This is a genomic window from Leptothrix ochracea (assembly GCF_041083635.1).
GTDB classification, from domain to species: Bacteria; Pseudomonadota; Gammaproteobacteria; order Burkholderiales; family Burkholderiaceae_C; genus Sphaerotilus; species Sphaerotilus ochraceus.
Window position 1 is genome coordinate 48,983 of the sequence record NZ_JBFPHB010000002.1, and the last position, 14,630, is coordinate 63,612.

The 14,630-nt window shown below is 61.6% G+C and carries 14 protein-coding genes; 5 read left to right on the forward strand and 9 right to left on the reverse strand.

Features of this window, described 5'->3' with window-relative positions:
- Nucleotides 1-49 precede the first annotated feature (49 nt).
- From AB3X39_RS00270 to AB3X39_RS00305, 8 genes are all read right to left on the reverse strand, one after another.
- On the reverse strand, nt 50-286 hold the full coding sequence (locus tag AB3X39_RS00270; protein ID WP_369415341.1) for a hypothetical protein: 237 nt from the start codon (nt 284-286) through the stop codon (nt 50-52).
- 130 nt (nt 287-416) lie between these two features.
- On the reverse strand, nt 417-1,253 hold the full coding sequence (locus AB3X39_RS00275; protein WP_369415342.1) for an SGNH/GDSL hydrolase family protein: 837 nt from the start codon (nt 1,251-1,253) through the stop codon (nt 417-419).
- Between the two features lie 17 nt (nt 1,254-1,270).
- On the reverse strand, nt 1,271-2,035 hold the full coding sequence (locus AB3X39_RS00280; protein WP_369415343.1) for an enoyl-CoA hydratase: 765 nt from the start codon (nt 2,033-2,035) through the stop codon (nt 1,271-1,273).
- Between the two features lie 24 nt (nt 2,036-2,059).
- Entirely contained in the window at nt 2,060-3,262 is a 1,203-nt protein-coding gene (locus tag AB3X39_RS00285; protein ID WP_369415344.1) for an acetyl-CoA C-acyltransferase, read from the reverse strand.
- Nucleotides 3,263-3,292: 30 nt separating this feature from the next.
- A complete protein-coding gene (locus tag AB3X39_RS00290; protein ID WP_369415345.1) occupies nt 3,293-5,695 on the reverse strand; it encodes a 3-hydroxyacyl-CoA dehydrogenase/enoyl-CoA hydratase family protein in 2,403 nt (800 codons plus the stop codon).
- 5 nt (nt 5,696-5,700) lie between these two features.
- Entirely contained in the window at nt 5,701-6,177 is a 477-nt protein-coding gene (locus tag AB3X39_RS00295) for a DUF2147 domain-containing protein (protein WP_369415346.1), read from the reverse strand.
- Between the two features lie 34 nt (nt 6,178-6,211).
- Nucleotides 6,212-8,050 carry an acyl-CoA dehydrogenase C-terminal domain-containing protein gene (locus AB3X39_RS00300; RefSeq protein ID WP_369415347.1) on the reverse strand — a complete coding sequence of 613 codons (1,839 nt, stop codon included), beginning with the start codon at nt 8,048-8,050 and terminating at the stop codon, nt 6,212-6,214.
- A 50-nt stretch (nt 8,051-8,100) separates the two neighbouring features.
- Nucleotides 8,101-8,721 carry a TetR/AcrR family transcriptional regulator gene (locus tag AB3X39_RS00305; RefSeq protein ID WP_369415348.1) on the reverse strand — a complete coding sequence of 207 codons (621 nt, stop codon included), beginning with the start codon at nt 8,719-8,721 and terminating at the stop codon, nt 8,101-8,103.
- Nucleotides 8,722-8,944: 223 nt separating this feature from the next.
- Here AB3X39_RS00305 and AB3X39_RS00310 point away from each other — a divergent pair, with 223 nt between their 5' ends.
- The 5 genes from AB3X39_RS00310 (at nt 8,945) to AB3X39_RS00330 (ending at nt 14,150) form a co-directional block, all read left to right on the forward strand.
- Nucleotides 8,945-9,235, forward strand: coding sequence for a co-chaperone GroES (locus tag AB3X39_RS00310; RefSeq protein ID WP_369415349.1), 291 nt, complete (start codon nt 8,945-8,947; stop codon nt 9,233-9,235).
- Nucleotides 9,236-9,271: 36 nt separating this feature from the next.
- Nucleotides 9,272-10,915, forward strand: coding sequence for a chaperonin GroEL (gene groL / locus AB3X39_RS00315; protein ID WP_369415350.1), 1,644 nt, complete (start codon nt 9,272-9,274; stop codon nt 10,913-10,915).
- 244 nt (nt 10,916-11,159) lie between these two features.
- Nucleotides 11,160-11,627, forward strand: coding sequence for a pilin (locus tag AB3X39_RS00320; RefSeq protein WP_369415351.1), 468 nt, complete (start codon nt 11,160-11,162; stop codon nt 11,625-11,627).
- Nucleotides 11,628-11,789: 162 nt separating this feature from the next.
- On the forward strand, nt 11,790-12,242 hold the full coding sequence (locus AB3X39_RS00325) for a pilin (protein WP_369415352.1): 453 nt from the start codon (nt 11,790-11,792) through the stop codon (nt 12,240-12,242).
- Between the two features lie 252 nt (nt 12,243-12,494).
- Nucleotides 12,495-14,150 (forward strand): PglL family O-oligosaccharyltransferase, encoded by a 1,656-nt coding sequence (locus tag AB3X39_RS00330; protein ID WP_369415353.1) that lies wholly within the window; start codon nt 12,495-12,497, stop codon nt 14,148-14,150.
- On the opposite strand, the gene moaC is transcribed toward AB3X39_RS00330, so the two are convergent.
- Complete coding sequence (gene moaC, locus AB3X39_RS00335) at nt 14,100-14,612, reverse strand: cyclic pyranopterin monophosphate synthase MoaC (RefSeq protein ID WP_369415354.1); 513 nt, start codon at nt 14,610-14,612, stop codon at nt 14,100-14,102. The two genes, AB3X39_RS00330 and moaC, sit on opposite strands and share 51 nt — an antisense overlap.
- Nucleotides 14,613-14,630 lie beyond the last annotated feature (18 nt).

Consider the following 14,630-nt stretch of genomic DNA (forward strand, 5'->3'; position numbering starts at 1 on the left):
CAGCACAGGCTTTTGATCATACCGATCGAACTCAGCGTGAATACAGCGTTTAGTGACCGGGTTCCACCTGCTCGTTCAGTTCCGCTCCCGCGATGAAGTAACGCCCCTCGGTGTTGTAGTTGATGTGTTCCTCGTTGCGGAACATATCGGCCAAAGCTAAAAACTCCTGAGGCCCAGGGTAGAGCTGATGAACCTGCTTGTCATCGAAGAGTTTGTAGTACAGGTAAAACTGGTTCTTCTCGACGCTGTAGCCGAGCCAGTAATTCTCAACGCGCTTCCAAGCCATGTCTGTCTCCTTGCAAGATAAGCCGAGCCACGGGGGGCCTTGGACTGATCCTACCTTGGGGCCAGAAAGATTGCAGCTTGACCGAACGCCGGATAAGCCGACAACAACACTTGGGCATGCTTTGACGCAATTAACGCAAGGTATCGAAAGCACTGAATCCGCTTGGGCGCGTTGCATGGGCCTCAGGCACATGCGTCACCATGGCGTGAACATGCGCGGCCAAGGCCACCGCCCAGTGTGCATACAAGGCTTTGTTGGGGTGAAAACCATCCGCAGCCAACCACTGGGACAGGTTTTCTTTCTGTGGATCGAAAGGCAATACAAAACGGCTGCGACGCCGCGCGCCGCGCACATGATCTTGCAAGGCCTCATCAAGCAGACCCGCCGCCCCGCCCACCACCCAACGCATGGCCGAGGGCATGAAGGGCAGTAAATCGAGCCGAGGCGGTGCGCAATGCACCGTATGACGCACCCCAGCGCGCCCCCGGGCATGGTGATGAATCGCGTTCAAATAGCGCAACCACTGGCTCGGACTGACTTGCTCCAAAGCATCGTTGATCCCGAGGGCGGTGATCATCACATCTGCGGGCTGCAATTTGGACGCGGCCATCAAGGCCAGGGTGCCACGCGCCGACAAGCCCGTGCGAGCCACCAACTGCCACGCCACCGCTCCGCCCATGTAGGGCACCAACTCACGCGCCAAAAGCGCCGCCAAAGCATCACACTGCTGATCGACGCCCACGCCGGCAGCGGTCGAATCCCCCACCACCAACAAACGCAGCTGCACGGGGCCGGACCCAGCCACCCCAATGCGGTCGCCTTCGGCCTCGGGCAAACGCGGTGTTTGTCGGCGCACCTGAGCGGCTTGCCACATCAGCAACGGGGCCAGCACCGCTCGCGCGGTGGCGTGTACCACGGCGTTGGGGGGCTCCGCAGCCTCAGGAGGAAGCATCGGGATGGGGTCCATCTTGGGTCTCTGACCGCTTAACCGAGGTGCGAGAAGTTGGGGGCACGCTTCTCAAAAAAAGCTTGAAAAGCTTCCCGTGCTTCGGGACTGCGCAGACGCTCCGCAAAGACCCGCCCTTCTTCGGCCAACGCGGCTTGCACCGCTTGGCGCTGCGGCGCACGCATCAGGCGTTTGCTGGCTTGCACAGCCGCCAAAGGCAAAGCGTTGAAGCGCTCAGCCACACGGCGCGCGTGCAGCACCACCTCGTTGGGCGACAACACCGCATTCACCAAACCCAGCTCTTGGGCTTCGGGCGCCGAGAACGGGTCACCCAGCAGGAGCTTTTCAGCCGCTCGCCCAGCCCCGATGCGCTGCGCCAAGAGCAAGCTTGAAGCGAACTCGGGCACCAAACCGAGCGAGACAAACGGCAGGGCCAGCCGTGCTTCGTCGCTGGCGTAGACGAAATCGCAATGCAAAAGCAGGGTGGTACCGATGCCGATGGCCGCCCCCGTGACCGCAGCGATCACCGGCTTGTCGGTCTCGATCAGCGCTTGCATGAAGCGGTACACCGGCGACTCGGGCCCTTGGGGGGGGCGAGCCATGAAGTCTTCGAGATCGTTGCCCGAGGTGAAGATGCCGGGCTGCCCCGTGATCAGAATCGCACGCACGGCGTCGTTCGCTTGGGCGGCCGCCAACCCTTGAGCCAAGGCGTCGTACATCGCCAAGGTCAGGGCGTTTTTCTTCTCGGGCCGGGCGATTTCTAAGGTGGCCACACCGTTCAAATAAGCTGTCTTGATGGTCACGGGGGGCCTTTTTAATGTTGCGTTTCAGAGACGTTCGAAGATACCAGCTGCTCCCTGTCCTGTTCCGACACACATTGTAACAAGACCGTGACGCAACTGGTGACGCCGCAAGGCGTGAATCACCGTCGCAGCTCGAATGGCCCCCGTCGCCCCCAAGGGGTGTCCCAAGGCAATCGCCCCGCCCATCGGGTTGACTTTGGCGGGGTTCAATCCCACGGTATCGATCACCGCCAAGGACTGCGCCGCAAAGGCTTCGTTGAGCTCGATCCAATCGAGATCGTCCAGAGCGAGCCCCGCCTGCCGCAGCGCCACCGGAATCGCCTCGATGGGGCCGATGCCCATGATCTGTGGCGGCACGCCTCGGCTGGCAAAGCTGACAAAGCGCGCCAAGGGTTGCAGATTGAACTGCCGCAGCGCTTTTTCGCTCACCAGAATCAGGCAACCCGCGCCGTCACTGGTCTGGGAGCTGTTACCCGCTGTTACCGATCCCTTGGCCGCAAACACCGGCTTGAGCTTGGCCAAGCCCGCCAAGCTGGTGTCGGCGCGTGGGCCTTCGTCGAGGCTGACCGTGCGCCGGCGCAGGTTCAGCTCACCCGTCAGCAGATCGGGACTGCGCTCCAGCACGTCAAACGGCGTGATCTCATCCTTGAATTCGCCCGCTTGCTGCGCCTTGAGGGCTTTCTCATGCGACGCCAAGGCAAAAGCGTCTTGGCGTTCGCGGCTGACCTTCCACTGCTGGGCCACTTTTTCAGCGGTCAGGCCCATGCCGTAGGCGATGCCGATGTTCTCGTCGCGCTCGAAGATCGCCGGGCTGAACGACGGCTTGTTGCCGCTCATGGGCACCATGCTCATGCTCTCGACCCCGCCAGCGATCATCACGTCGGCCTCACCCACGCGGATGCGATCCGCGGCCATCTGGATGGATGTCAGGCCCGAGGCACAAAAACGGTTCACCGTCACCCCGCCCACGCTGTGCGGCAAGCCGGCCAGCAGCGCGCCGATGCGGGCGATGTTGAAGCCCTGCTCGCCCTCAGGCATGGCGCAGCCGACCACCGCGTCTTCGATGACGGCCGGATCAAGCCCCGGCACTTGGGCCAAGGCGCCGCGTATCGCCGCCATCAGCAACTCTTCGGGGCGGGTGTTGCGAAAAAAGCCCCGCACCGAGCGGCCGATGGGGGTGCGGGTGGCGGCCACGATGTAGGCCTCTTGGATTTGCTTGGTGCTCATGTTGCTGCCTTCAAGGGGGTCCGGATCCGTTTAGTTGCGCACCGGCTTGCCGGTGGAGAGCATGCCCATGATGCGTTCTTGGGTCTTCGGGTGATCCAACAGGGCACAGAAGTGCTTGCGCTCCAGCGCCATCAAATACGCCTCGGTCACCAGCGTGCCGGCATCGACTTCACCGCCACAAACCACGTCCGCAATGGCGCAACCGATGTGGAAGTCGTGCGCGCTGATGAAGCCGCCGTCGCGCATGCCCACCAGCATGGTCTTGATGGTGGCGATGCCTGAGCGCCCCACCACCGGGAAGCTGCCCCGGTAAGGCGCGCGGTAGCCGCTCTGCGCCATGGCCTGCACTTGGCCCAACGCGACAAAAAGCAATTCGTCCTTGTGCGGCACGATCACATCGCTTTCTTGCACGTAACCGAGCTTGCGGCTATCGAGCGCACTGGTGCCGACCTTGGCCATGGCCGCTGCGGCAAAGCCTTCTTTGAGGAAGGTAAAAGCCTCCAGCCCCGGCACACCCGCCGAAGCCTCGGCCGCCCGCCGCGCGATGTCGGTCAAGCCACCCCCGCCAGGAATCAACCCCACGCCGACCTCGACCAAGCCCATGTAGCTTTCCATCGCCACCACGCGCCGGGCGCAATGCACCGCCAGCTCGCAGCCTCCGCCCAGCGCCAGCCCACGCACCGCAGCCACCGTCGGCACACTGGCGTAACGCAGACGCAACATCAAGTCTTGCAACTTCTTTTGTTCAGGCGCGATGCCCTTGCCACCGCTTTTCATGAACACCGGCATCAGCGTTTCTAGATTGGCCCCGGCCGAGAACACATCGTCGGGCGACCAGATCACCAAGCCGGCGTACTCGGCCTCAGCCAGCGCGATGGCGTGCAACAAGCCCGCTGTCACGGTGGGGCTGATCAGATGCAGCTTGGCGGTGATGCTGGCGATCAGCACCTCGCCATCCAAGGTCCAGACCCGCACCTCCTCGTTGCGAAACAGCTCCGTGCCGCTGCGCAAGGCCTCGGCCGCGCCGCTGCCCAGCACCGACTCAGGAAAAAGCTGGCGCGCATACACCGGCAGCATGGAAGGTTGCACCTCGGTGCGGCGTGCCGCGCTCCATGAGCCCTGTGGGCTGTGCACCCCAGTGCGACCGTCAAACACCCAATCGGGCAACGGTGCAGCGCACAACGCCCGCCCGGCAGCGATGTCTTCGCTGATCCAGCCCGCCACTTGCTGCCAGCCGGCTTCCTGCCAAAGCTCAAACGGCCCTTGTTTGGACCCAAAGCCCCAACGCATGGCGAAGTCGATCTCGCGGGCGTTGTCGGCGATCTCGGCCAGATGAACCGCGGCGTAATGGAAGCCGTCGCGCAAGATGGCCCACAAAAACTGCGCTTGTGGGTGGCTCGATTCACGCAGCAGCAGCAGCCGCTCCGGCGCGGGTTTTTTCAAGATGCGCTCGATGATCGGCTCGGCCTGCGCGCCCGAGGCCACGTAGCTGGCGCTGCTGGCAGCCTTGACGTCATTCACATCGAGCTGCTGGATCTCGCGCCCGACCTTGCGATAGAACCCCGCACCGCTCTTTTGACCCAAAGCCCCGGCAGCGATCAACTGCGTCACCACCGCTGGCACGGCGTAGATGGCGTGGAACGGATCGGTCTCGGGCGAGAGGTTGTCTTGCAGCGTGCGGATCACGTGCGCCATCGTGTCCAGCCCAACCACGTCAGCGGTGCGGAAAGTGCCGGAGCTGGCCCGACCAAGCTTTTTGCCGGTCAGATCATCGACCACATCGAAGGACAAACCGAACTTCTGTGCCTCGATCATCGTGGCCAGCATGCCCGCCACGCCCACGCGGTTGGCGATGAAGTTGGGCGTGTCCTTGGCCCGCACCACACCTTTGCCGAGCGTGCGGGTGACAAAGCTTTCCAGGGCATCCAAGATGCTCGGCACGGTGCTCGCCGTCGGAATCAACTCCACCAAGCTCATGTAGCGTGGCGGGTTGAAGAAGTGGATGCCGCAAAAACGCCCCCGCAGCGCCTCGGGCAAGCCCGCACCCAGCTGAGTGATCGACAGCCCCGAGGTATTGGAGGCCACGATGGCGTGCGGCGCGATGTGGTCGGCCACCTTGGCGTAGAGCGCCAACTTCCAGTCCATGCGCTCGGCAATCGCTTCGATCACCAGATCACACTCAGCCAAGCGGTCCAGATCGTCGTCGTAGTTGGCTGGCTCGATGCGCCCCGCCTCCTCCGCCAACCCCAGCGGCGCAGGTTTGAGCTTGCGCAGGTTGTCGATGGCGCGCAGGGCAATGCCGTTTTTCGGCCCCTCCTTGGCGGGCAGATCAAACAGCACCACCGGCACCCGCACGTTGACCAGATGGGCCGCAATCTGCGCCCCCATCACGCCGGCACCCAGCACAGCGACTTTGCGAACATTGAAAGCCATGGGAATCACTCCACTCGAATCCAGGTTTGAGTCCGGCCCAGCATCGGCATGCCGATGTAGCCCCGCACGTCCAGTTTGCGCCCGCCGTCCACCGGCCTGAGGCGCACCTTGTAGGTTTTGCCGTTTTTGGGATCCAGGATGTCGCCACCCTCCCAAAGCGTGGGGTCATCCGCGTTGCGACGGATATCGCGCAAGATGGTCAAGCCCATCAAGGGCATGTTTTTGCGCTCGTCATTGCACAAGTCGCAGGTTGCTTCGCGATTCGCCCCCGGCGCCAGCAAACGCTCGATATGCCCCGTCAGCACCCCGGCGCGTTCGGTGATGCGCACCATCGACTTCTCGGTCTTGCCGTCGTCGTCGATGGTTTTCCACGCCCCCACCGGGGTCAGCGGTGTTATGGCCGGTGTCGTGGCAACCATCCCGGTTTGGGCTTGGGCCAGTGTGGCTGCTCCCAGCAGGGCAGCGATCAGAAAGGCTTTCATCGTCTCTCTCCTTGGCTCGGATCTTGGACCGGATTCAGAACAAGGCTTCATCCAGCGCCATCAGCGGCTTGGCACCACTGCGGGCGGTGCGGATCAAGCTGGCCGTTTCGGGCAACAGTTTGGCAAAGTAAAAGCGCGCTGTGGCCAGTTTGGCGGTATAGAACGGATCGGCTTGCGCACCGCTTTGCTTGCTTAATGCCTGCGCCGACAAAGCCACCTGCGCCATGCGGGCCCAGAAGTAGGCAAAGACCAAGTGCCCGCAAACCCGCAGGTAATCGACCGCCGCGGCCCCCACTTCATCGGGGTTTTGGAAGGCCCGAAAACCCAATTCGGTGGTGAGCTTGTTGACCTTGTCGCCCAAATCAGCCAGCGGGTTGATGAACTCCTGCATCGACTCGTCCACCCCGTAGGCCTCGATGAACGCGGCCACTTTGCGACCGAATTTCTTGAGTTTGGCACCGTTGTCCGCCAGCACCTTGCGCCCGAGCAGATCGAGCGACTGAATGGTGTTGGTGCCCTCGTAGATCATGTTGATGCGCGCATCGCGCACGAACTGCTCCATGCCCCACTCGCGGATGTAGCCGTGCCCGCCATACACCTGCATGCACGCCGAGGTGGCCGACCAAGCGTTGTCGGTCAAAAACGCCTTGACGATGGGCGTGAGCAGCGCGACTTCATCGGCGGCTTCGCGGCGCACCGCCTCGTCAGGGTGATGCAGCTCGCGGTCCAGCATCAGCGTCGTGTGGATCGCCAGCGCCCGCCCGCCTTCGGCCCAAGCGCGGGCCGTCAGCAGCATCTTGCGCACATCGGGGTGGACGATGATCGGGTCGGCGGGCTTGTCCGGTGCTTTCGGGCCGGTGAGCGCGCGCATCTGGAGCCGGTCGCGGGCGTAGGCCACCGCGTTTTGATAGGCCACTTCGGTCAGGCCAAGCGATTGGCAACCGACACCAAGGCGCGCGGCATTCATCATCACGAACATCGCCTGCAAACCCTTGTGCGGCTCCCCCACCAAAGTACCCAGCGCGTCTTCCAGCACCATGCGGGCGGTGGCGTTGCCATGGATGCCCATCTTGTGCTCCAGGCCACCGCAGAAGATGCCGTTCTTGGCACCGATCCCGCCCGCAGCCGCGGCGGTGTCATCGGTCAAAAACTTCGGCACCACAAAGAGTGAAATACCTTTGGACCCCGCCGGCGCATCCGGCAAGCGCGCCAACACCAAATGCACGATGTTGGCCGCCAGATCGTGGTCACCGGCCGAGATAAAGATCTTTTCGCCCGTGATGCGATAGCTGCCGGCGGGCGCACCTTCGTCGGCGCACGGCACGGCTTTGGTCCGCAGCAAGCCCAGATCGGTGCCGCAATGCGGCTCGGTCAAGCACATGGTGCCGGTCCACTCGCCGCTGGTGAGCTTGGGCAGATAGAGCGCTTTTTGCGCGGGCGTGCCGTGGGCGTGTAGACATTCATACGCACCGTGTGACAGCCCGGGATACATCGTCCAAGCTTGATTGGCGCTGTTGAGCATCTCGTAGATGCACTGGTTGACGGTGTGCGGCAGGCCTTGTCCGCCGTATTCAGGATGCGCCGCTAAGGCCGGCCAACCGCCTTCAACGTACTGGGCGTAGGCGGCTTTGAAGCCTGCTGGGGCCGTCACGGCATGCGTCTCTCGGTCCCAATGACAACCCGCCTCGTCACCGCTTTGGTTGAGCGGGAAAACCACCTCAGCGGCGAACTTGCCCCCTTCTTCCAACACCGCATTGATGGTTTCAACATCCAAATCGGCGTGTGCGGGGAGCGCTTGCAAAGCGGGGGTCACGTCTAGCAACTCGTGCAAAACGAATTGCAGATCACGCAAAGGGGGCACGTAACGGGGCATGACAGTCTCCTGGTTTTGGTCGTGGAACGCGTGGAACAGCTGGGGAAGCTTCAAGCCCAAACAAGGGTTTGGGTGGCATAACGTTGCAACACATGTTTAAAACCGCTGCGGGCACGCTCCACCGCATGGCTGCTGCGCAGGAAACGTGCGTCGTGGTGCAACGCAAGGATGAGTCCGTGCAGCTCAAAAAGCACTTGATCAACATCGGTGTCGGGGCGTAGATCGCCCGCCTCGCAAGCCAGCTCAAGGGCCTTGCGCATGGCCGCGTGCCAAGCACGCACCATATCCACCAGCGCCTCGCGCACGGCACCGGGCCGGTCATCGAACTCGACGGCACCACTGATATAGAGGCAACCGGCATCGACTTCGACCGAAACCCGCGCCACCCAATGGTCCAAAAGCGCCATCAAGCGTGGCAGACCCCGAGGGTGTTGCATGGCCGGACGAAAGACTTCGGCTTCGAAGCGTTGGTGATACGTCTGAATCACCGCGATCTGGAGCGCTTCGCGCGAGCCAAAGTGGGCAAAGACGCCTGACTTGCTCATGCCGAGGATCTCGGCCAACACCCCAATGGATAGCCCTTCTAAACCGACATGCGCCGCCAAACCCAACGCAGCATCCAAGATCGATGCACGGGTCTGACGGCCTTTGGGTCGATGAAGGGGATCCACGGGTCTTCCGATATAAAACGAACGATCGTTCTATTTTGCATCAAATTCGATCCGTGTGGCGCGGTTGTGACCCCGTTGCAAGCTTCGAATCACCTCAGCCCTTGAAAAGGCGAGATGCGTTCCTATAATTGGGTCTGTTAGCACTCGATGGTGTCGAGTGCTAGTCGAGTTAGTCGATACCCGACTCAACCGGGTTCATACCCATCCCGAATTTGGAGGTTCCATGAAACTTCGTCCCCTGCATGATCGCGTGATCGTCAAGCGCCTCGAACAAGAAACCAAGACCGCCTTGGGCATCATCATCCCCGACAACGCCGCCGAAAAGCCTGATCAAGGCGAAGTGCTGGCGGTCGGTCCGGGCAAGCGCAATGACAAGGGCGAATTCGTCGCCCTGAACGTGGCTGTGGGTAATCGCGTGCTGTTTGGCAAGTACAGCGGCCAAGCAGTCAAGGTCGATGGTGAAGAGCTGTTGGTGATGCGCGAAGAAGACCTCTTCGCTGTGGTCGCCAAGTAATTCAACCCCTCAATTTCAAGATTTCGGAGCATTCACATGGCAGCTAAAGACGTCATTTTCGGCGCAGACGCCCGTCACCGCATGGTCGAAGGCGTGAACATCTTGGCCAATGCGGTCAAGGTCACCCTGGGCCCCAAGGGTCGTAACGTGGTTCTGGAGCGGTCGTTCGGCGCCCCCACCGTGACCAAGGACGGCGTGTCGGTCGCCAAGGAAATCGAACTGAAGGACAAGCTTCAGAACATGGGCGCGCAGATGGTCAAGGAAGTCGCTTCCAAGACCAGCGACAACGCTGGCGACGGCACCACCACCGCCACCGTGCTGGCTCAAGCCATCGTGCGCGAAGGCATGAAGTACGTGGCCGCCGGCATGAACCCGATGGACCTGAAGCGCGGTATCGACAAGGCTGTCGCCGCTTTGGTCATCGAACTGAAGAAGGCCTCCAAGGCCACCACCACGTCGAAGGAAATTGCCCAAGTCGGCACCATTTCCGCCAACAGCGATGCCGACGTCGGCCAAATCATCGCCAATGCGATGGACAAGGTTGGCAAAGAAGGCGTCATCACCGTTGAAGACGGCAAGAGCCTGAACAACGAACTCGACGTCGTCGAAGGCATGCAGTTCGACCGGGGTTACCTGTCGCCCTACTTCATCAACAACCCGGAAAAGCAAGCCGCTTTGCTGGACAACCCCTTCGTGCTGCTGTACGACAAGAAGGTGTCCAACATCCGTGACCTGCTGCCCACGCTGGAGCAAGTGGCCAAGGCTGGCCGCCCGCTGCTGATCATTGCTGAAGACGTGGACGGCGAAGCGCTGGCCACCTTGGTGGTCAACACCATCCGTGGCATCTTGAAGGTCGTGGCCGTCAAGGCTCCGGGCTTCGGCGATCGCCGCAAGGCCATGCTGGAAGACATCGCCATCCTGACCGGCGGCAAGGTCATCGCCGAAGAAGTCGGCATGGCCCTCGACAAGGTCACGCTGGCTGACTTGGGTCAAGCCAAGCGCGTCGAAGTGGGCAAGGAAAACACCACCATCATCGACGGCCACGGCACAGCCGACATCATCGAAGCGCGCGTCAAGCAAATCCGCATTCAGATCGAAGAAGCGTCGAGCGACTACGACCGTGAAAAGCTGCAAGAACGCGTGGCCAAGCTGGCCGGCGGTGTGGCCGTGATCAAGGTGGGCGCGACCACCGAGATCGAAATGAAGGAAAAGAAGGCCCGTGTCGAAGACGCCCTGCACGCGACCCGCGCTGCGGTGGAAGAAGGCATCGTGGCCGGTGGTGGCGTGGCGCTGCTGCGTGCCCGTCAAGCTGCTGGTGCCATCGCTGGCGACAACGCTGACCAAGACGCCGGCATCAAGCTGGTCCTGAAGGCCATCGAAGCGCCGCTGCGCGAAATCGTCGCCAACGCCGGTGGCGAACCGAGCGTGGTCGTGAACGCCATCTTGGCCGGTTCGGGCAACTACGGCTTCAACGCCGCCAACGACACCTATGGCGACATGATCGACATGGGCATCTTGGACCCGACCAAGGTGACGCGCACCGCGCTGCAAAACGCCGCTTCGGTCGCTTCGCTGATGCTGACCACCGAGTGCATGGTCGCTGAAGCCCCCAAGGATGACGCTCCGGCCATGCCGGGCGGCGGCATGGGTGGCATGGGCGGCATGGACATGGGCATGTAAATTTGTCCGTGCTGTCTTGGGCGCTCTAAGCGCTCAAACACGCTGTAAAAAGGCTCCCGCAAGGGGGCCTTTTTTATTCGCCGCGGACTGTCAGCCGCCCAAGGTGTGTCCTTTTGTCGCCACACACGCCTTTTCTGAGCCAACGATGTCACACATCCTTCTTGATATTTATTAAGACAAGCCACCCAACATTTACTTTTTAGAAACAATGCAGCTTCGATAAAAACCACAGTCGGAGACTTGCATGCGCCGCACTCCCCACGGATTCACACTGATTGAGCTGATGATCGTCGTCGCCATCATCGGCATCTTGGCGGCCGTGGCCCTGCCGGCTTATCAGGACTACACCGTGCGTGCCAAGGTCACCGAGGGACTCGGGTTGGCCGCTGGCGTCAAAGTCACGGTGGCGGAAAACATCTTCACCCTCGGCGGTGGCACCCCGCTCGCGAGCGGCAACTGCACCGGCGCCACCTTAGGCGTAGGCGGTAACGTCGCTGATCTGAAGTGCAACGATGCCAACGGTGTGATTACCGTGGTCATGAACACGGCCGCCAAGGGCATCACCCTTGCTCTCACACCCACCATCGGTGCTCTTGTGGGTGGTAGCGGCGAAAATCTCAGCAACAGCACAACAGGTGGAGGGATCGCTTGGACATGCCAAGTCAGTACCGCCCAACACAACGCCTACGTACCCAGCACTTGCCGCCTATAAATCGAGTCATGTGACGCTTTTTGTCACTACAACCCCCTTGTGATCGCCCAAAAAGTGCACAAATGGTCACTTTGGGGACGATGACAGCCCCCGAGAACGCATGAATAAGCTGGCACGACTTGTGCTTTAAGTTGGGCACCCCCATCACTCAAGGAGTCCTTCATGAAACGCGTTCAACAAGGTTTTACCCTCATCGAATTGATGATCGTCGTGGCCATCATCGGTATTTTGGCTGCCGTGGCTCTGCCCGCTTATCAGGACTACACCGTCCGCGCCAAGGTTTCTGAAGGCCTGAGCTTGGCCTCCGGTGCCAAGACCGCCGTGGCTGAAAACGCCATGAATGGCGCAGGTACGTTGGATCTGGGTTGGACCCCGCCGGGCGCCACCAACAACGTGGCTTCCGTGGCAATCAATGCGACCAACGGTGAAATTACGATCACCTACCAGACAGCTGCGGGTGCGACGGCCGGAAAGAACACTGTGGTCTTCGTGCCGACAGCTGGTTTGAATGGGGCTGCTCTTGCCGGTGGTGCGGTGCCGGCCGCTGCAATCGTCTGGGATTGCAAAGCGAAGAGCACCATGCTGCCCAAGTATCTTCCTTCGGTCTGCCGCTGATCGGATAATGCCGTCAACCCCAAGCCTGTAGCTTTTTCACAGGCTCTGCGGCGCGGGCTGGTGCAAACCAGTCCGCGTTTGTCTTTTCAGCATGAGATGGTTGTGTCGATGGTGAAGCTTCCAAGTGCCCTGAGCTGGACGGCCCTCGTGGCCGTTGCCCTTCCCTTTTTGCTGGCGCCCAACGCACCACCGACCTCGACTTTTCTCAGTCAGGCTCTTTGTTTTGCGGGCTTTGGTCTCTGGCTCTGGCTCATGGCACACCGATATCCCGAGGCCATCGACACCGGCCCATCGGGTTCAAGCACCCGCTTAGCCTTGCTGATGTGGGGCGTCCTTATCTTGGCCCAACTCTCCCTGACCACACCCACACCATGGGGCCAACGGATCGTGCCCACAGCCACGTTGCTTTTGGCCGGACTGTTGACATGGGGCACGGCCCGTACCGTGCGGCTCGGTTTTGAGGAGCTGTTGGCCGCTCCCTTGATGCGCGCGCTGATGATCGCAGCGCTGGGCAGTGTGATCGTCGGCTTGGTTCAAGTTTTCATGCCCTCTTGGGCTGACGGCAATATCGTCGCCTATCCCACCACACCAGGCCGTGCCATCGGCAACGTGCGCCAACCCAATCAGCTCTCAACGCTGCTGCTGTGGGGCAGCGTGGCCTTGCTGTGGTGGGGCGTGGTGCAACGCTGGGCCAGCGGCTGGATCGCGGCCTTGCTGGTGCTGACCCTTTTCTCGGTCGTCCTCACCGCCTCACGCACCGGCACGGTGGGGGTGGTGATGCTGAGCCTTTGGGGCTTGATCGACCGCCGCTGGCCGCGCACAGTGCGCTGGCTGCTGATCGCGGCCCTGCCCATCTATTTGCTCGGCTGGTGGGGCATGGAACATTGGGCAGCGATCTCAGGCGATGCGTTCTATGGCAACGATCAGGTCAACAAGACCCTGCACGGTGACCCGAGCAGCTCGCGCGGCAAGATCTGGTCGAACACTTTGGCGATGATCGCCGCCCACCCATGGGCGGGCACCGGTGCAGGGGCCTTCAATTTCGTCTGGACAATGACGCCTTTTCCGGATCGCCCCGTTGCCTTCTTCGATCACAGCCACAACCTGCCCTTGCAGTTGGCGGCGGAGTTCGGCATCCCGATGGCCCTGTTGATCCTTGGTCTTTTGGGGGGCGCGCTTTGGCAAGCTCGCTCAGCCTTGTTCCACAGCGATGACACCATCGCCCGCTCAGCCCGCACCGCCTTGTTCATGCTGGCCTTGGTGGGTGTGCACAGCATGCTGGAGTACCCCCTTTGGTACATCTACTTCCTGCTGCCCATGGCCGTGATGCTGGGCTGGCTCACGGGCTTGGCCGACCTCAAAACCCTGAACGTGTCGCGTTCGACACCCAAGGCAACAGTGACCACATCCCGCAAAACTTGGATACTGCAAGGGGCGGGGGCACTGGCCTTGGTCGGCACGCTCTGGGCCACTTACGCCTACCACGCTGTGGTCATCATCTTTGAACCCTCGCTCGCCATCGGTCGGGTGGCCCCGCTGCAAGAACGCATCGAGCAAGGCCAACACAGCTGGCTCTTTGGTCAACACGCCGACTACGCTGACGTCACCATGGCCGATCAGCCCGAGGAAGTTTTTGCATCCTTTGAGCGTCCGCTGTTCCACCTCATCGATACCCGGCTGATGATGGCTTACGCCCAAGCATGGGCCGGACGGGGCGAACGGGATAAAGCACGTCACATCGCGGCGCGCCTGAAAGAATTTCATAACCCGGCCTCGACCGAGTTTTTCGCCCCGTGCCTACAAGCCCCCGAACCAGCCAGCGGGCCAAGACCCTTCCAGTGCGACCCCGATCCGGGGTTACGCGCCCAAGATCTCTTGGTGCAAGCCGCCTCGCGACCAGTCCCCTGACTTGCCACCGCGCTTGGCCTGCACCTGCACATCGGTGATCACCATGCCGCGATCCACGGCCTTGCACATGTCGTAGACCGTGAGCAAAGCCACCTGCACAGCGGTCAGGGCTTCCATCTCCACCCCGGTGGGGCCTCGGGTCTCGACGGTGGCTTGGCAATGCACCGTGCTGGCAGCAGCGTCGATGCGCCAATCCAAAGCCACACGCGTCAGCGCCAAGGGGTGACACAGTGGCACCAAGTCAGCTGTGCGTTTGGCGCCTTGGATGCCGGCGATGCGGGCAATACCCAGCACATCGCCCTTTTTGACCGAACCGGCCTCGATCAACGCCAGCGTGGCTGGCAGCATGCGGATAGAGCCCGTGGCCACCGCCACACGATGGGTATGGGCCTTCTCACCCACATCGACCATGTGCGCTTGGCCTTGAGCATCAAAATGGGTCAACACGTCGGGGGTCCTCATCCAAGTTGCGAAAGCGGG